The 17,376-nt window shown below is 53.3% G+C and carries 15 protein-coding genes; 11 read left to right on the plus strand and 4 right to left on the minus strand.

The window, feature by feature from the left end; genetic code table 11:
• Window positions 1-29 precede the first annotated feature (29 nt).
• Window positions 30-2,585, minus strand: a complete 2,556-nt coding sequence (mrcA, locus tag DXU84_RS18135; protein ID WP_013573610.1) for a peptidoglycan glycosyltransferase/peptidoglycan DD-transpeptidase MrcA — start codon at window positions 2,583-2,585, stop codon at window positions 30-32.
• Between the two features lie 121 nt (window positions 2,586-2,706).
• On the opposite strand from mrcA, the gene pilM reads away from it, so the two are divergent.
• The 11 genes from pilM (at window position 2,707) to trpS (ending at window position 12,750) form a co-directional block, all read left to right on the plus strand.
• Window positions 2,707-3,546 (plus strand): pilus assembly protein PilM, encoded by an 840-nt coding sequence (pilM, locus tag DXU84_RS18140; protein WP_013573611.1) that lies wholly within the window; start codon window positions 2,707-2,709, stop codon window positions 3,544-3,546.
• On the plus strand, window positions 3,546-4,109 hold the full coding sequence (locus DXU84_RS18145; RefSeq protein ID WP_013573612.1) for a PilN domain-containing protein: 564 nt from the start codon (window positions 3,546-3,548) through the stop codon (window positions 4,107-4,109). Before pilM ends, DXU84_RS18145 begins: the two co-directional genes overlap by 1 nt.
• Window positions 4,106-4,966, plus strand: a complete 861-nt coding sequence (locus DXU84_RS18150) for a hypothetical protein (RefSeq protein WP_013573613.1) — start codon at window positions 4,106-4,108, stop codon at window positions 4,964-4,966. The genes DXU84_RS18145 and DXU84_RS18150 overlap by 4 nt, the downstream gene beginning before the upstream one ends.
• Window positions 4,966-6,228, plus strand: coding sequence for a DNA uptake porin HofQ (hofQ, locus tag DXU84_RS18155; RefSeq protein ID WP_013573614.1), 1,263 nt, complete (start codon window positions 4,966-4,968; stop codon window positions 6,226-6,228). The genes DXU84_RS18150 and hofQ overlap by 1 nt, the downstream gene beginning before the upstream one ends.
• Window positions 6,229-6,576: 348 nt before the next feature.
• Complete coding sequence (aroK, locus tag DXU84_RS18160) at window positions 6,577-7,098, plus strand: shikimate kinase AroK (RefSeq protein WP_014333540.1); 522 nt, start codon at window positions 6,577-6,579, stop codon at window positions 7,096-7,098.
• Between the two features lie 57 nt (window positions 7,099-7,155).
• On the plus strand, window positions 7,156-8,238 hold the full coding sequence (aroB, locus tag DXU84_RS18165) for a 3-dehydroquinate synthase (RefSeq protein WP_013573616.1): 1,083 nt from the start codon (window positions 7,156-7,158) through the stop codon (window positions 8,236-8,238).
• Between the two features lie 127 nt (window positions 8,239-8,365).
• Entirely contained in the window at window positions 8,366-9,415 is a 1,050-nt protein-coding gene (locus DXU84_RS18170) for an SPOR domain-containing protein (RefSeq protein WP_112151928.1), read from the plus strand.
• A gap of 82 nt (window positions 9,416-9,497) precedes the next feature.
• Window positions 9,498-10,313, plus strand: a complete 816-nt coding sequence (dam, locus tag DXU84_RS18175; RefSeq protein ID WP_013573618.1) for an adenine-specific DNA-methyltransferase — start codon at window positions 9,498-9,500, stop codon at window positions 10,311-10,313.
• Window positions 10,314-10,363: 50 nt separating this feature from the next.
• Complete coding sequence (rpe, locus tag DXU84_RS18180; RefSeq protein ID WP_153376442.1) at window positions 10,364-11,041, plus strand: ribulose-phosphate 3-epimerase; 678 nt, start codon at window positions 10,364-10,366, stop codon at window positions 11,039-11,041.
• A complete protein-coding gene (locus tag DXU84_RS18185; protein ID WP_013573620.1) occupies window positions 11,034-11,732 on the plus strand; it encodes a phosphoglycolate phosphatase in 699 nt (232 codons plus the stop codon). The genes rpe and DXU84_RS18185 overlap by 8 nt, the downstream gene beginning before the upstream one ends.
• 1 nt (window position 11,733) lies before the next feature.
• On the plus strand, window positions 11,734-12,750 hold the full coding sequence (trpS, locus tag DXU84_RS18190) for a tryptophan--tRNA ligase (RefSeq protein WP_013573621.1): 1,017 nt from the start codon (window positions 11,734-11,736) through the stop codon (window positions 12,748-12,750).
• Window positions 12,751-12,829: 79 nt separating this feature from the next.
• Here the strand turns inward: trpS and cysG are convergent, their stop codons facing one another.
• The 3 genes from cysG to nirB form a co-directional block, all read right to left on the minus strand.
• Window positions 12,830-14,224, minus strand: coding sequence for a siroheme synthase CysG (gene cysG / locus DXU84_RS18195; protein ID WP_112151927.1), 1,395 nt, complete (start codon window positions 14,222-14,224; stop codon window positions 12,830-12,832).
• 91 nt (window positions 14,225-14,315) lie between these two features.
• Window positions 14,316-14,666 carry a nitrite reductase small subunit NirD gene (nirD, locus tag DXU84_RS18200; RefSeq protein ID WP_119261122.1) on the minus strand — a complete coding sequence of 117 codons (351 nt, stop codon included), beginning with the start codon at window positions 14,664-14,666 and terminating at the stop codon, window positions 14,316-14,318.
• Window positions 14,663-17,215, minus strand: a complete 2,553-nt coding sequence (nirB, locus tag DXU84_RS18205; protein WP_013573624.1) for a nitrite reductase large subunit NirB — start codon at window positions 17,213-17,215, stop codon at window positions 14,663-14,665. Before nirB ends, nirD begins: the two co-directional genes overlap by 4 nt.
• Window positions 17,216-17,376: the final 161 nt, after the last annotated feature.

Genomic DNA, 17,376 nt, shown 5'->3' on the forward strand with positions numbered 1-17,376 from the left:
GACCGGCTTTTTGCTTTACAGCTCAGGCATCAGAACAGTTCGTGTTCCTGACCGTTATCCATGATGGTTGTTCCGACCTCATGCACAGCATGTTCTGTCGGCTGAGTCCCGTCGATAAAGTATTCCGGGCGACTGTTACCGCCGCCGTCAGAAAGCTTACCGGTACTCTTATCGATAGTGACGGTCACCACACCCGGAGGCGGAGTCTGTGGCTGTTCCGGCACTCCTTCCAGCACGGCTTTCATGTAATCATCCCAGGCTGGCTGAGCACTTTTCGCGCCGCCTTCGGCACCGGAGATTTGATCCGGGATGACACCGGAAGCCGTCGAACGACCCAAATCACGACGGTGATCGTCAAAGCCAATCCAGACTGATGTCACCACGTCAGGGCCATATCCGGAGAACCAGGCATCTTTCGAGCTGTTGGTTGTCCCGGTTTTGCCGCCAATGTCGTGACGTTTCAGGTCGCGTCCTGCGCGCCAGCCCGTCCCCATCCAGCCCGGTTCCCCGAAGATGTTGGAGTTCAGTGCATCACTGATCAGGAATGACAGAGGAGTACTGATCACATGCGGTGCGTATTGCTGTGCGGCATCAACCTGTGGCGAGTTCGGCGGAACCTGCTCAAGTTGTGGCGTTGGCACACTGGTATTGTTATTGATGGTGGACGTAGCAACATTTTCTACGTTGTCATCCGACAGCACGGCAGATTTCTGCGTATCCCCATAAATAACCGGAATATTACAGGTACGGCAGGCGATTTTAGGTTTAGCTTCAAACTGAACCTGGCCGGATTCATCCACGATTTTGGTGATGAAATACGGGTCAACCAGATAACCGCCGTTGGTCAGTGTGGCGTAACCGCGCACCACCTGTAACGGAGTGAATGAAGCAGAACCCAATGCCAGTGATTCGGAATGAACAATGTTCGCCGCCGGGAAGCCAAAACGCTGCAGATATTCAGCCGCGTAATCCACACCCATCGCACGCATCGCACGCACCATCACCACGTTTTTAGACTCGCCCAGACCCTGACGTAAACGGATCGGACCGTAATACGTTGGCGGGGAGTTCTTCGGCCGCCAGTCGGTACCGGCACCGGCATCCCAGCGGGTGATTGGCATGTCATTCAGGATAGTCGCCAGCGTCAGGCCTTTATCCATTGCTGCGGTATACAGGAAAGGTTTGATGTTCGAACCGAGCTGACGAACCGCCTGATTGGCGCGGTTAAACTTACTCTGGTTGAAGTCAAAGCCGCCGACCAGTGCTTCAATGGCACCGTCGTTTGGATTGAGTGAAACGATGGCTGAGTTGACATCAGGCACCTGCGCCAGCCACCAGTCATCACCCACTTTACGTACCCAAACTTGCTGACCAGGGCGCACCACGTCAGTGACTTTTTTCGGTGTCGGGCCCTGAGCATTGTCATTACGGTAAGGTCGCGCCCAGCGCATGCCGCTGAATGGCAGGCTGATGACCGCGCGGTTGGACATCGTTGCCGTCGCCTGAGCGTCGTCCGTTGCGGTGATAACGGCCGGGAACAGCGGGCCATACACCGGCAGGGTTTTCAGCGACTGAACAATCTTGTCCTGATCCCACGCAGGTTCACCCACTTTCCATAACTGATTTGACGGGCCACGGTAACCGTGGCGCATATCGTAATTGAGCACGTTGGTGCGCAGGGCTTCCTGCGCGGCCAGCTGGGTTTTCTTGGTAATGGTGGTGTAAACCATGTAGCCATCGTTATAAGCGTTGTCGCCATAACGTTTCACCATCTCCTGACGCACCATTTCGGTCAGATACGGCGCAGAAAACTCGATATGTGGAGCATGATAATTCGCCACCAGCGGCTCAGCACGCGCCTGATCGTACTGGGCCTGCGTGATGTATTTCTCATCCAGCATACGCGCCAGTACGGTGTTGCGACGCGCCAGAGAACGATCGTGAGAATACAGCGGATTGAAGGTTGACGGTGCTTTTGGCAGACCGGCAATCACCGCCATTTCACTGAGTGTCAGTTGGTTGACATTTTTCCCGAAGTAAACCTGTGCAGCGGCACCCACGCCATAAGCGCGATAACCGAGATAGATCTTATTCAGATACAGCTCAAGGATTTCATCTTTGGACATCATCTGCTCAATGCGGATGGCCAGAAATGCTTCCTTGATTTTACGGGTCAGCGTGCGTTCAGGACTCAGGAAGAAGTTACGGGCCAGTTGCTGAGTAATGGTACTCGCGCCCTGTGAGGCGTGGCCGGACACCAGCGCAACGGAAGCCGCACGGAAAATACCGATCGGGTCCACGCCGTGATGTTCATAGAAACGACTGTCTTCTGTCGCGATAAACGCATGCACCAGTTCCGGTGGGATCTGGTCGAGTTTCAGTGGGATACGGCGCTTTTCACCATATTGAGCGATTAAATCACCCTCGGCACTGAAAACTTGCATCGGTGTTTGCAAGCGCACGTCTTTAAGCGTGGCGACATCGGGTAGCTGTGGCTCGATATATTTATACAAACCGAAGATCGAGGCGGCTCCCAGCAAAATGCAACACACTGCAAGAATCAATAAATACTTTACGAACTTCACCTGAGATTTCCCATTAAGTGTCAATTGGGCAGTTTATAAACAACCGCGCGGTAGTATAAAGGCAAGCCAGCAACATGGATACGTTCTTTTATTTACCTGACGATATGGAGATTGGGCGAAAATGCGACTACAAGCATGGCAGGTAGGTCTGGATATTCAAGCCGGTTTTGCCCGTGCGATCGCCGTTCAGCGGCGGCGTCATGGCTGGCAATTACGTCACTGGTGGCAGCATCCTTTGCCTCCTTTCACATTGCGGGAGGGGATATTACATGAGACCGCGCCGCTGATCGCCCTTTTATCGTGCTGGCGAAAAACGCTGCCGACGTCTTTTTCATTACGAATAAGCCTTCCTGCACAACGTATTATGCAACAGCGAATGGCCGCGCCCGATGCCCGGTTGGGTGAGCCGCAGCGCAGTGCGTTTATTTTCGCTAACGCCGCGAAACAATTCCCCCTCGGCATGGAACATCTGGTGATGGACTACCGGGCTGATCCTCATGGAGATAATCAGTTGGTGGTTACAGCCGCAAGGCAGCAGGAAATTGAACAGTGGGTGCGATGCATGGCGCAGGCACGGTTGTTCCCGGATGCTATTGAACTGGCCCCTTGCGCACTTCAGATGGCGGCCTGTGCTGCCGGCGTTCCGGGTGATGCATTGCTGATTCATCCCCTTGACGATGCCTTTCTCTGGGCTTCGCCGCACAGCTTGCCGTTCCAGTTTGGCTTGCTGGATCACGCAGAGGCCATGACTGAAACCTCAATTTCTCAGAAGATCCGCACACAGTATCGCGCGGCCGCATTATGCCACGCGGAGGACTATTTCAGTGGCGAATCGCCATCTGCGGTAATGCAATGCTGGTCGCCATTAAGCGCAATCGCGCAATTGTCCGCGCCTTTGCCTGCGAATCCCGGTGCATTTGCGCCCGCCGTCGGGCTGGCTATTCGTCAGGCGGATTACTGATGCTCCAGGTCAATTTATTACCGTGGCGAAAGCTGCGCCGTCAAAAGCGGATGCGTTGCTGGCTGAAGATTTTCGTTTCGTTTCCGGTCTCTGTGGTGGTCTGTGCCTGGCTTCTGGCCGCTTTCATTGTGCAGGAGCGGACGTTATTGCAGGTGAAGCTGTCAGCGCTAAATTCAGGCATTCAAAAGATTATGCTTCAGCAGCGTCGTGTGGAGGCCGCATCAGCACAGGTAAAGGTTCTGACTGAAGCACGTCTTTTGAGCCACCAGCGTGTGCAGCGGAGCCGGGACTATCTGCAATTATTGGAGCTGCTGGCGTTAAAAATGCCCGAAGAACTGTGGCTGACTGAGCTGACAGAACATCAGGGAATGCTGACGTTAAAAGGTGAAGGGCGGTTGTACCACGACATTCTGGCATTGAGCGACATGCTGTCGGCAGGAGACTTGCTCAGCAAGGTCAGTCTTTCTGATGTACAGCAACAGCCCAACCAGAATCTGAGCTTCGTGATGAAAACGCAGTTTCGCGCTGAAAGGCCACTGCCTGCGCCGGAAGTACCGCAATGACCGGTTTTCTATCAGAGCGTATTGAACCGCTGATGGAAAAACCCGGCTGGCAGCGGGTATTCATTCTGACCGCATGTTTAGTGATGATGGTTTTAACGCTGTATCAGTTCGGATTGCGCGGATTATGGCAGCAACAGGAAACCCTGAAACGGGAGATTGACATCGCACAACAGACCCTTTCCCTGGCTCAGGTGACGCTAATGCGCATGATTCCACTGGAAAGACTGGAGCAGGAACTGGCCGGTAATGCGACATCACTGCGCAAAAGCCTGCCTCTTGAGCAAGCGTTTTCCCGGCCACTGAAAGACTCTCAGGCGGTGCTGATTCGCTGGCAACCCGTTTCGCAACCGAAACAAGAACCGCAGGGTGAGTTGCAGTTGCAGGTGACTTTTACCGAACTGATGCATTTTCTTCATGCGCTGTTGCAACGTCCCGAACAGCCTGCGTTTAGCGAGCTGAATCTGCATACCACCGGTGGTGGTGGGATGAAAGCATCAGTGTTACTGACACAAACCGCGCCAGCGGCGGAGTTTGTTAGCAGTGTCGTCGCGTCGAAAGCCGTGCGTGATCCGTTTAATACGCCACAGACACCCGACTGTGCTGGTGTTTCTCCGTTATCTGAATGGCTGTTAAGCGGGATTTCAGATGTCGGAGGGCAACGTTATGGCTGGCTGCTTTCTCCGCAGGGGCGCTGGAATAAAGTCGAAACAGGTTCACTCGTTGGGATGCCGCAATGGACGGTTGAAGTGCTCAGCAGTGTGCAGGTTGAACTTAGCCTCAGTGACGCACGTTGCGGCTTACAGCGTCAGATTATCAGGCTGGGTAAAGGTAATGATTCTCCAGGGAAAGGAAAATAATGAAATACGTAAATAAACGGATTGTGCTGTTTTTGCTGTGTTTATGTCTTAGCCCGGTGAAAGCCGGTACGCCACCGCTGATTTCGCTGGAGTTTCAGTCCTCGCCGGTCGGCTTGGTATTGCAGGCGCTGGCGGATGCCCGGCAACTGAATCTGGTCACCGCACCGGGTTTGGACGGGCAGATGAGTGTGAAACTCAAAGATGTGCCGTGGCAGCAGGCGCTCGACATCATTCTGCAAATGAACCATCTCACCAGTCAGTTGCAGGGCAACGTTTTATTGGTGTCGCCTGAAGAAGACCCGCAGGTTGTACAACAGCGGATAAAAGATGCCGCCGATCAGCAGGCGCTGCAAAGCCCGCTGATCAGCCTCACCGTCCCTTTGCAATATGCGGATGCGAAAGAGACGGCGCTTAGCCTGAACGCTCAGAAAGGATCGCTGTTGTCGCAAAAAGGCAATGCTTCTGCAGATACCCGCACCAATACGCTATTGTTACGTGACACGCAGGCGGCGCTGGATGTGGTGGCACCGTGGGTAAAGGAGATGGATTTGCCCCTCCAGCAGGTCCAGCTGGCGGCGCATATCGTCACCATGAACAGCGAAAGCCTGCGCGAACTTGGAGTGCGCTGGGGATTTACCGGGGAGGAACCCATTACAAAAGCGGTGCGCATGAACAATTTCAGTATGGGAATGCCGGTCGAAAATCCGATATTTACTGCCGGCTTCAATCTTGCACACATCAGCGGGCGGATCCTTGATCTCGAACTGACGGCGCTTGAGCAGGAAGATAAGGTCGATATTATTGCCAGCCCGCGGCTGCTGACGGCGCATATGCAGACTGCCAGTATTAAACAGGGAACGGAAATCCCGTATCAGGTTTCCAGCGGGGCGAGTGGCAGCACGTCGATCGAATTCAAAGAAGCGGTGCTGGGAATGGAAGTCATGCCGAAAATTCAGCGTGACGGGCGTATTCAACTGGCGTTGCAGATTAGCCAGAACATGCCGGGGCGAAGTATCAAACAGTCCGAAGGCGAGGCGCTGGCGATCGATAAGCAGGAAATAAAAACCCAGGTGACGGTAAAAAACGGGGAAACGATCGTACTCGGCGGGATATTCCAGCGTAAAAACCAAAAAACGGATACGAAAGTCCCTGTCCTGGGTGACATTCCGGTGGTCGGTTCTTTGTTTAAACACCAATACACCAATGAACAGCGGCGTGAGTTGGTGATTTTCATCACTCCGACCTTAATCCTCACCCGTTAAATGGGTATTCTTACCCCTTGTAAATGACTTAATAACGTTGAGCGCATGCAACTTTTTGTGTTGCAAGAGGCTTCTGAGTTTGACGCTGCCGTCGATTTAGCTTACAAGGGTTACCGAATTGAGCACCGTGATCTTTTTATTACGACAGACACGCCGATAAAAACGTACGGTTTCCCTCCTGCGGCGTGCAAAGTGATTTATTCGGTTGCCAAACTACCAAGAGTGTTGAGATAATTTTTTTCTGATCTCGCACTATATCGCTCATGAGGTTTCAGTTTAGGTCCCGCCGCTAATTTGATTGGCGGGGCGGGTTATCATCAACGAATTGTCTTAGTAATACCGAAAAACATGGCAGAGAAACGCAATATCTTTCTGGTTGGGCCTATGGGTGCCGGCAAAAGCACTATTGGTCGACAGTTAGCTCAGCAACTCAATATGGAGTTTTTCGACTCCGATCACGAAATTGAGCGACGTACCGGAGCTGATGTGGGCTGGGTATTTGATTTGGAAGGCGAAGACGGATTCCGCGACCGCGAAGAAAAAGTGATCAACGAACTGACCGAAAAACAAGGCATTGTTCTGGCGACAGGTGGCGGTTCCGTGAAATCACGTGAAACCCGTAACCGTTTGTCAGCGCGTGGCGTTGTCGTCTATCTTGAAACTACCATCGAAAAACAACTGGCGCGTACACAACGCGACAAAAAACGTCCATTATTACAAGTGAGTGCTCCGCCGCGTGAAGTGCTTGAAGCACTGGCGAGAGAGCGCAATCCTTTGTATGAAGAGATTGCCGACGTCACTATTCGTACCGATGATCAAAGTGCCAAAGTCGTTGCTAACCAGATTATCAATATGCTGGAAAGTAACTGATTATTGGTGTCCATCATTGCCTGAGGGTGTCAGTTAAAGAAGGTCACAGAGCACGACATGGAGAGGATTACCGTAACGTTAGGGGAGCGTAGCTACCCCATTACGATTGCTGCCGGATTGTTCCACGATCCGGCTTCTTTTATGCCGGTAAAGGCAGGCGATCAGGTCATGATAGTGACCAATGAAACCCTTGCCCCTCTCTATCTGGATGCAATTCGTTCAGTGCTGGAGCAGGCAGGCGTTCGTGTTGATCAGGTCATTTTGCCTGATGGTGAACAATACAAATCCCTGACTGTTCTAAATGACGTGTTCTCCGCGCTACTCGAAAAGCCGCACGGACGTGATACGACTCTGATCGCTCTTGGTGGTGGCGTAGTCGGTGATTTAACCGGCTTCGCTGCAGCCAGTTATCAGCGCGGTGTACGCTTTGTTCAGGTGCCAACCACGCTGCTTTCTCAGGTTGATTCCTCCGTTGGCGGTAAAACAGCGGTAAACCATCCGCTCGGAAAAAACATGATCGGCGCTTTTTATCAGCCTGCGTCGGTGGTGGTTGATCTCGACTGTCTGCGAACTCTGCCTGCCCGTGAAATGTCATCGGGTCTTGCGGAAGTTATCAAATACGGCATTATTTTGGATGCTGATTTCTTTGTGTGGCTTGAAGACAACATGGATGCTTTACTGGCGCTGGATATGAATGCGCTGGCGTATTGCATCCGTCGTTGCTGCGAGCTGAAAGCCGAGGTTGTGGCTGCCGATGAACGTGAAAACGGACTGCGCGCCTTGCTGAATCTGGGCCATACTTACGGCCATGCTATTGAAGCAGAAATGGGTTACGGTAACTGGTTACATGGCGAAGCTGTGGCAGCTGGAATGGTGATGGCGTGTTATACAGCTCATCGCCTGGGGCAGTTCAGTCTGGGTGATATCGCCCGGGTGAAAGCCCTGCTGACCCGCGCAGGTTTGCCTGTGACGGGCCCCGAAGTTATGGACGCGCAGTCTTATCTGCCGCACATGATGCGTGATAAGAAAGTACTGGCTGGCGAGCTGCGTCTGGTTTTACCGAAAGCAATTGGTCAGTCTGAAGTACGCTCCGGCGTATCGCATGAAATGGTGCTGGCTTCGATTGAAGATTGCCGTTAAGACTGTGGCCATAATGATGGCCAGATAACGACCGATTTTACGTTTGCCAGCAAAGCTTTATATTTTTAGTCAGGATAGTTGCTCCGCGTAAAGCCTCTTGAGGCTTTTGCCGGGTTGGAGGTTTTAGATGGATGATTTAACACCGGAAGACGATCTCAAACCAGACACCAGCGATCGCCGCCCACCGCGCGCGCGCAAACCGTCTCCTTCCATTCCAAAAGTCGCTGTATCCCGTCAGTACGTGATGATCGGCATCGGGATTGTGGTGCTGGTATTGCTGATTGTCGGTATCGGCTCAGCCATGAAGTCACCTTCCTCCAGCCAGCCTGCTCAGCAGACCAATGGTCCGAAAGACATCAGTCTCTCAGGTAACGATGCGGCGGCACCTGCTCAACCTTCTGCTCAGGCTCAGGCTAATACGGCGCAAGCCGTAGACGGTCAACAGCCAGCTGATGGCCAGCAACCGAAGAGTATCGGTTTACCGCCAGTTTCCCCGACACCAACCGAAGCCGAGCCTGTTCCCAATAATGGTCAGGCGAAAGAACGTGTCGATTTGCCGGGTGATATGAGCGATGCGCTTTCTTCCCAGCAAAATCAGGTCGATGGCGTGGCACAAGGCAGTATGGCACCTGCGGCTCAGTCACTGACTTCTTTGCCGACCGCACCAGCGACCGTCAACGGTTCAGCTCATACTCAGGCGCCGGCAGGTTCTCAGCCGTCAGCCACCCATGTACGTCCGGCACAGTCTTCGCGTAATGCGCAGCCTGCTCATACCTCGAAACAGGCTGAGCATAAGACATCAGCAACGGCGTCGCATACCGCGAAAACGCCGGCAACCAAATCCTCCGCGTCACCTGCTCCGGTTGCCTCTGCACCGGCAACAGCTTCTGGCAGCACATCTGCCATTAAGTCTGCGCCAGGTACGCACTTTACCCTGCAACTGAGCGGCGCTTCTCAGTCCAATACACTGAATGCGTTTGCAAAACAGCAGGGCCTGAAAAATTATCTGGTTTATCAGACCGCCCGCGACGGGAAGCCGTGGTTTGTACTGGTGAGTGGTAACTACGCTTCTTCTGCAGAAGCCAAACGTGCTATTTCCAGCTTGCCTGCGGAAGTTCAGGCGAAAAAACCGTGGGTCAAGCCTGTACATCAGGTACAGCAAGACCTGAAAAAATGAAACTGATCTCAACGCGATTTGCTGTCTAAAAACAGGATACAATCCGCGGCTGTGAATTGTATATAAGTAGCTAACTGACGGCATGAAGAAGAACCGCGCGTTTTTGAAGTGGGCTGGCGGCAAATACCCGCTGATTGATGACATCAAACGTCATCTTCCGGTGGGAGATTGTCTGATTGAGCCTTTTGTTGGCGCGGGCTCCGTATTTTTGAATACCGAGTATGACGCTTATATTCTGGCGGACATCAATAGCGACCTGATCAATCTCTACAACATTGTGAAGACACGCACTGAAGAATTTGTGCGTGATGCTCACGTGCTTTTTACGCCAGAGTTTAACGAATCAGATCGTTTTTACGGCCTGAGGGCTGAGTTTAATGCCAGCAGCGATACTTATCGTCGCTCGGTACTTTTCCTCTATCTTAACCGCCATTGTTACAACGGCCTGTGTCGTTATAATCTCAGTGGCGCGTTTAATGTGCCTTTCGGGCGTTATAAAAAGCCTTATTTTCCTGAAGAAGAACTCTACTGGTTTGCTGAAAAAGCGAAGAATGCAGTATTCGTGTGTGAGCATTATCAGGACACGTTGCTGAAAGCGCAGTCTGGCTCGGTGGTTTATTGTGATCCGCCTTATGCCCCGCTTTCTGCGACAGCAAATTTTACGGCGTACCACACCAACAGTTTTAGCATGGATGATCAGCGTAATCTGGCTCGTCTGGCGTATCAGCTTTCCAATGAGAACGATGTGCCGGTGCTGATTTCCAACCACGAAACACCACTTACGCTGGAATGGTATGCACAGGCGAAACAGCTGCACCGCGTGTCAGCGCGTCGCACTATCAGCAGTAAAGTTGCCCAGCGCAGCATGGTGAATGAACTTTTAGCGCTATATCGCTGATTACCGGCCAAGCGGTGATCATCGGATAAACCTATCGTTTGGAGAAGCGGATGAAACAGTTTTTGATTGCACCGTCCATTCTGTCTGCTGACTTTGCCCGTTTGGGCGAAGACACAGCGAAAGCTCTGGAAGCGGGCGGAGATGTGGTCCATTTTGATGTGATGGACAACCACTACGTCCCCAATCTGACGATGGGGCCAGCCATTCTTAAATCACTGCGTAACTACGGCATTACCGCGCCGATCGATGTTCACCTGATGGTCAAACCGGTTGATCGTCTGATCCCGGATTTTGCCGAAGCCGGTGCCTCTTACATTACTTTCCATCCCGAAGCGTCCGAGCATGTTGACCGCTCCCTGCAGCTGATTAAAAGCCATGGCTGTAAAGCCGGTCTGGTGTTTAACCCGGCAACCTCCCTGAGCTATCTCGAATACGTGATGGATAAACTCGACGTGATCCTGCTGATGTCGGTGAATCCTGGCTTCGGCGGGCAGTCGTTTATTCCGGGCACACTGGATAAACTGCATCAGGTTCGCAAGATTATTGATGCCAGCGGTTATGACATTCGTCTGGAAGTAGACGGTGGTGTGAAAGCCGACAATATCGGCGAAATCGCCGCTGCCGGTGCAGATATGTTTGTCGCCGGTTCCGCTATCTTCAATCAGCCGGATTACCGCACGGTGATTGACCATATGCGCAGTGAACTGGCTAAGGTCTCACATGACTGAAATTCTCGCCGCCCGCGGTTTAGGTTTTGACCTCGACGGTACGCTGGTCGACAGCGCGCCGGGTCTCTCTGAAGCCATGGATATGGCGCTGCGTGATTTCAATTTACCTGTCGCAGGCGTTGAGCGTCTCAGTACCTGGATTGGCAATGGTGCTGACGTGATGGTTGAACGTGCCGTTCGCTGGGCCGAAGGTGATTTGTCGCCAGAGTTTCTGCAGAAAGTGCGCGATAAATTCGATCACTATTATGCCGATACTGCCGCAGGTGGCAGCCGTTTATACCCGCAAGTCAAAGAGACGCTGGCTGCACTGGCCGCAGCCGGGCTGCCAATGGGGCTGGTGACCAACAAACCCACGCCTTTCATCGCGCCTTTGTTGCAATCGTTGGGTATCGACAGCTATTTCACGGTCGTGATTGGCGGCGACGATGTCGTGGCGAAAAAACCGCATCCGGCACCGGTCTACATGACCCTGGCACTGCTCGGATTGCGCGCCAGTGAAATGGTTTTTGTCGGTGATTCTCGCAATGATATTCATGCTGCGCAGGCCGCTGGTTGTCCGTGTGTGGGCATGACTTACGGCTATAACTACGGTGAAACTATCGCGCTGACCAAACCCGATCGCGTACTGGATAATTTCGCCGACCTTTTGCCCACTTTAGGGCTGTTATCTTTAAAAGATCAGGAAGCATAAAATGAGTAAACCCATCGTATTTAGTGGCGCACAGCCCTCAGGCGAATTGACCATTGGCAACTACATGGGTGCGCTGCGTCAATGGGTCAAAATGCAGGACGATTACGAATGCATTTACTGCATCGTCGATTTGCACGCGATCACCGTGCGTCAGGATGCGGAAAAGCTGCGCAAAGCGACGCTGGACACGCTGGCGCTGTATCTGGCGGTCGGCATTGATCCGAAGAAAAGTACCATCTTCGTGCAGTCTCATGTTCCTGAACATAGTCAGCTAAGCTGGGCGCTGAATTGCTACACCTATTTCGGTGAGCTGGGTCGTATGACGCAGTTTAAAGACAAATCAGCGCGCTATGAAACCTCCAACAGCGAAAGCATCACCGCTGGCCTGTTTGATTATCCGGTGCTGATGGCGGCGGATATTCTGCTGTACCAGACCAATCAGGTGCCGGTGGGTGAAGACCAGAAACAACATCTGGAACTGAGCCGCGATATCGCCGCACGTTTCAACGCGCTTTATGGTGATGTGTTTACCGTGCCGGAGCCGTTCATTCCGAAATCCGGTGCACGCGTGATGTCATTGCAGGAACCGACCAAGAAGATGTCAAAGTCGGATGACAACCGTAAAAACGTGATTGGCCTGCTGGAAGATCCGAAAGCGGTGACCAAAAAAATTAAAAGCGCGATGACGGATTCTGAAGAGCCGCCAGTCATCCGTTACGATATTAAAAACAAGCCGGGCGTTTCTAACCTGCTGGATATCCTTTCTGGTGTGACGGGCAAAGCCATTCCTGAGCTGGAAGCTGAATTTGAAGGCCAGATGTATGGTCATCTGAAAGGTGCCGTTGCTGAAGCGGTTTCAGGCATGCTCACTGAAGTGCAGGAACGTTTTAACCGCTTCCGCAGTGACGAAGCTTACCTGCAACAGGTCATGAAAGAAGGGGCTGAGAAAGCCCGTGCCCGTGCCAGCGTGACGCTGAAGAAGGCCTACGAAGCTATTGGCTTCGTCACTCTTCCCTAATTTCTGCTTTGGCCGTTAAATCAAAACCACGTCTTTGGACGTGGTTTTTTGCTTTCAGATCCTCAGTAAACCGCTGTGCTCAATCCGATGGCATCGCTACGGTTTCGCTGGCAAACCAGTTGAGTTTCTGACGTAAGCTTACCACGCTGCCGACAATAATCAGACTGGGGCTTTGCACCTTTTTCGCCAGATTTTCGAGCTCTGTGAGCTTCCCTGTCACCACTCGTTGTTGCTGGCTGGTGCCGTTTTCTACCAGTGCGACAGGCGTTTCTGCTGCCAGGCCATTCTCCAGCAACCGGCGCTGGATCTCTCCGGCCTGCGTAAGCCCCATATAAAACACCAGTGTTTGCTGAGTTTGCGCCATGCAGGCCCAGTCTAAAACTCCATCCTGCTTCGCATGGCCGGTGATCAGCCGCACGCTTTGCGCGTGATCGCGGTGGGTCAGCGGAATACCGCTGTAAGCGGAACAACCGGAGGCCGCCGTGATGCCCGGCACCACGGAGAACGCGATGCCTGCGGCTTTCAGTGCTTCCAGTTCTTCGCCGCCACGACCAAAGATAAACGGATCGCCCCCTTTGAGACGGACAACGCGTTTGCCCATCTGCGCCTGTTCCAGCAGGATTTCATTGATGCGCTCCTGCGGCACACAATGGTGTCCGGCACGTTTGCCCACGAAAATCCGCTCCGCGTCGCGACGTGCCAGATTAAGCACGCTGTCAGAAACCAGCCGGTCGTAAACCACCACGTCGGCCAGTTGCATCTGTTGCAAGCCTTTGAGCGTCAGTAATCCGGCATCGCCCGGTCCGGCACCGACCAGAATCACTTCGCCATGTTTATCCACGGGCTCGCGGAATAACCCTTCAAGATATTCGTGGCTTTGCGCGTTGTCATTGTTCGCCAGCGACTGCGCCAGGCGATGATGATTAAACAGTTTTTCCCACCAGCGACGACGCTCAGAAGCATCAGGAAAATGTGTTTTTACCCGCGCCCGCAATCCGCCCGCGACCTGTGCCAGTTTGCCCAGATGCTGCGGCAGAATGGATTCCAGACGTTCGCGCAGCAAACGCGCGAGTACCGGCGCATTACCGCCGGAAGACACCGCGATCATCAGCGGAGAACGGTCAATGATCGACGGCATGATCACGCTGGCACTTTCCGGCGCATCGACCACGTTGCAGAACACGCGGCGGTGATCTGCGGCTTCGCTGACTTCCTGATTCACCAGATCGGAATCGGTCGCAGCGATCACCAGCCATTTTTCATCCACCAGCAGCGGTGAAAATTCACCGCGTAACAGGCGGACTTTGCCTTCATCTGCCCAGATCTGAAATTGCGGCGTAAAGGTGAGGGCGTTCACCGTTAGTTTTGCGCCAGCTTCCAGCAGCAAACGCGCTTTACGCTCTGCAACATCACCGGCACCGACCAGTAAGCAGGCTCTGTTTTTTAACTGACAAAAAAGGGGCAGGTAATCCATAGATAATATTCTCTGAGGCGGCGTTCTTTGAAATAGCGTTCTTTGGAATGAATAATAACGCCGCCCGGAGGCGGCGTGGAAGGCGCGGCGTTTAGCCGATTTCAGCCCGAAGCCTGGCGGTGTTGATTTCCACATTTCCGTCCTGTACGCGGACCTCGTAAGCCGGAATCGAATACTGCTCGTCTTCCATGCAGACACCGTCGGTCAGGCGGAAATGCTGTTTTTTCAGCGGACTGGCTACCCAAAGCTCGCCCTGATGTTCAGCGATAATCCCGCGTGACAGCACGCTGGCCTGTGCGAAAGGGTCGATGTTCGACAGCGCAAAAATCTGCTCATCAGCATAAGGACGAAACAGCGCGACCTGCTGATCGCCTGCCAGTGCGCAAACACCGCATGCAGGCAGGATCTGGTCGACAGAACAAAGCGTTAACCATTGGCTCATAATACTTCCTCCCCGTCGGCGATTTGTCTTACCGGGATACGTTCGTCAGGACGCGCCGGACGATGTTGCTGACGCTCACCGACGAACTGCACGTTCGGGTCACGCTGGCTGCTGTTGATAAAGTGACTGAAGCGGGTTTGCGCCGCCGGATCGTTCAGCGTTTCCTGCCATTCACAAACCGCTGAGTCACGCAGGCGTGTCAGTTCGGCTTCAAGCTGGTCGTTAAGTCCCAGTTTGTTATCGATGATGACTTTACGCAGGTAGTCGATGCCGCCTTCGAGATTGTCCATCCAGACCGAGGTACGTTGCAGTTTATCGGCAGTGCGGATGTAGAACATCATGAAGCGGTCGAGGTAACGCAACAGGGTATCGTTATCCAGATCGGCCGCCAGTAAATCGCCATGACGAGGTTTCATGCCGCCGTTGCCGCAGACATACAGGTTCCAGCCGTTTTCCGTGGCGATAATCCCCACGTCTTTGCCCTGTGCTTCCGAGCATTCACGGGTACAACCGGACACGCCAAATTTCATTTTGTGGGGCGTGCGGATGCCTTTGTAGCGGTTTTCCAGGCTGATGCCGAAACCGAGGCTGTCGCCCACGCCGTAACGGCACCAGGTGCTGCCGACGCAGGTTTTTGCCATACGCAGGGCTTTGGCGTAGGCCTGACCGGTTTCGAAGCCGGCGTTAATCAGTTTCTGCCAGATGGCGGGTAAATCGTCCTTTTGCGCGCCGAACATGCCGATACGCTGCGAGCCGGTAATTTTGGTGTAGAGATTGTATTCAGCTGCGATTTCACCAATTGCCTGCAAGCCTTGCGGTGTGATTTCACCGCCCGGCGAGCGCGGTATAACGGAATAGGTACCGTCTTTTTGCATGTTAGCAAGGAACACATCGTTGGTATCCTGCAATGGCGTGTGCTGCGGTTTCAGCACGTAATCGTTCCAGCAGGAAGCCAGCAGCGATCCGACGGTCGGTTTACAGACTTCACAACCGTAGCCTTTGCCGTATTTATTCAGCAAGTCGTCGAATGAGCGGATACCTTCCACGCGGATCAGGTGATAAAGCTCCTGGCGCGAATAGGCGAAGTGTTCGCACAGATGATGGTTAACTTCGATGCCTTGTTTGCTGAGTTCAGCATTTAGCACCTGCGTTACCAGCGGGATACAGCCGCCGCAACCGGTACCGGCTTTGGTCGCCGATTTCAGTGCCGCCACGGTGTGACAACCGCCCTGAACCGCTTTGATGATATCGCCTTTGGTGACGTCAAAACACGAACAGATTTGCGCGCTTTCCGGCAGGGCATCGGTGCCAATCACCGCGCCACCGCTGCCTGCGTGAGCGGGCAGGATCAGCGCATCGGGATTTTCCGGCAGTGGAATACTGTTCAGCACCAGTTGCAGCAGATTGCCGTAATCGCTGGTATCACCGACCAGCACGGCACCGAGCAGCGTTTTATTGTCTTCGCTGACCACCAGGCGTTTGTACAACGCTTTGGTTTCATCCAGATAAACGTAGCTGCGTGCGCCCGGCGTGCGGGCATGCGCGTCGCCGATACCGGCCACATCCACGCCTAACAGTTTCAGTTTGGCGCTCATGTCTGCGCCGGTGAAGGCGTTATCGCGACCGAGTAAATGATCAGCGGTGACCTGCGCCATTTTGTAGCCCGGTGCCACCAGACCGAAAGTACGCTGATTCCACGAAGCACATTCGCCGATGGCGTACACATCCGGGTCACTGGTCTGGCACTGGTCGTTAATCACAATGCCACCGCGCGGAGCGATCTCTAAATCACACTGGCGCGCCAGTTTGTCCTGCGGACGGATACCGGTGGAGAATACGATGAAATCGACTTCAAGGAAGGTGCCGTCGGCGAACTCCATCGTTTTACGGGCAGACGTGCCGCCCTGAACAATCTGTTGAGTATTTTTGGCGGTGTGGACGCGTACGCCCATGCTTTCGATTTTCTGGCGTAGCTGGCTGCCGCCCTGCGTATCGAGTTGTTCCGCCATCAGGCCGGGGGCGAATTCTACCACGTGGGTTTCAACCCCGAGGTTTTTCAATGCACCGGCGGCTTCGAGGCCGAGTAAACCGCCGCCGACCACGGCACCGCGTTTGCTACGACGGGCGCAGGATTCGATGGCATGTAAGTCTTCAATGGTGCGGTAAACGAAGCAATCCTGACTGTCAGAACCCGCGATCGGCGGCACCCACGGGTAGGAGCCGGTGGCGATAATCAGTTTGTCGTAATACACCGTGCGGCCGCTGCTGGAATGAATGACTTTTTCACTGCGGTTGAGCGTAATCGCCCGTTCGCCAATCAGCACATTGACGTTATGTTTTTCGTAGAATCCTTCGCGAACCAGCGACAGTTCTTCGGCAGTATGATGTGAAAAATAAGAGGAAAGATGGACGCGGTCATAGGCCACGCGCGGCTCTTCACAAAATACCGTGATATCGAACTGGCCCGGTTCTGCTTTATCCAGTAAATCTTCGATAAAGCGATGGCCGACCATGCCGTTGCCAATAATCGCGATTCTGACTTTGCTCATAATTGCCTCAATATTGATTTTCTGAGGCTAAACATAACCCGCGCGTAACAGGGGGTATTGATGCAAATCAAGCCAGTTCCAATATACTCCTTAGGGGGTATTTGACTGATTTTATTGGGTTTTTGCGTAACCTTTCGATTTATAAACACTTTCAGGCTATT

Source organism: Rahnella sp. RcJ3 (assembly GCF_009498575.1).
Classification (GTDB): domain Bacteria; phylum Pseudomonadota; class Gammaproteobacteria; order Enterobacterales; family Enterobacteriaceae; genus Rahnella; species Rahnella aceris.

Bases quoted from the DNA above. Each gene is read 5' to 3' on its own strand.
- pilM (WP_013573611.1), top strand. From the start codon at position 2,707: ATGCGACTACAAGCATGGCAGGTAGGTCTGGATATTCAAGCCGGTTTT.
- DXU84_RS18145 (WP_013573612.1), top strand. From the start codon at position 3,546: ATGCTCCAGGTCAATTTATTACCGTGGCGAAAGCTGCGCCGTCAAAAG.
- DXU84_RS18150 (WP_013573613.1), top strand. From the start codon at position 4,106: ATGACCGGTTTTCTATCAGAGCGTATTGAACCGCTGATGGAAAAACCC.
- hofQ (WP_013573614.1), top strand. From the start codon at position 4,966: ATGAAATACGTAAATAAACGGATTGTGCTGTTTTTGCTGTGTTTATGT.
- aroK (WP_014333540.1), top strand. From the start codon at position 6,577: ATGGCAGAGAAACGCAATATCTTTCTGGTTGGGCCTATGGGTGCCGGC.
- aroB (WP_013573616.1), top strand. From the start codon at position 7,156: ATGGAGAGGATTACCGTAACGTTAGGGGAGCGTAGCTACCCCATTACG.
- DXU84_RS18170 (WP_112151928.1), top strand. From the start codon at position 8,366: ATGGATGATTTAACACCGGAAGACGATCTCAAACCAGACACCAGCGAT.
- dam (WP_013573618.1), top strand. From the start codon at position 9,498: ATGAAGAAGAACCGCGCGTTTTTGAAGTGGGCTGGCGGCAAATACCCG.
- rpe (WP_153376442.1), top strand. From the start codon at position 10,364: ATGAAACAGTTTTTGATTGCACCGTCCATTCTGTCTGCTGACTTTGCC.
- DXU84_RS18185 (WP_013573620.1), top strand. From the start codon at position 11,034: ATGACTGAAATTCTCGCCGCCCGCGGTTTAGGTTTTGACCTCGACGGT.
- trpS (WP_013573621.1), top strand. From the start codon at position 11,734: ATGAGTAAACCCATCGTATTTAGTGGCGCACAGCCCTCAGGCGAATTG.
- cysG (WP_112151927.1), bottom strand. From the start codon at position 14,224: ATGGATTACCTGCCCCTTTTTTGTCAGTTAAAAAACAGAGCCTGCTTA.
- nirD (WP_119261122.1), bottom strand. From the start codon at position 14,666: ATGAGCCAATGGTTAACGCTTTGTTCTGTCGACCAGATCCTGCCTGCA.
- nirB (WP_013573624.1), bottom strand. From the start codon at position 17,215: ATGAGCAAAGTCAGAATCGCGATTATTGGCAACGGCATGGTCGGCCAT.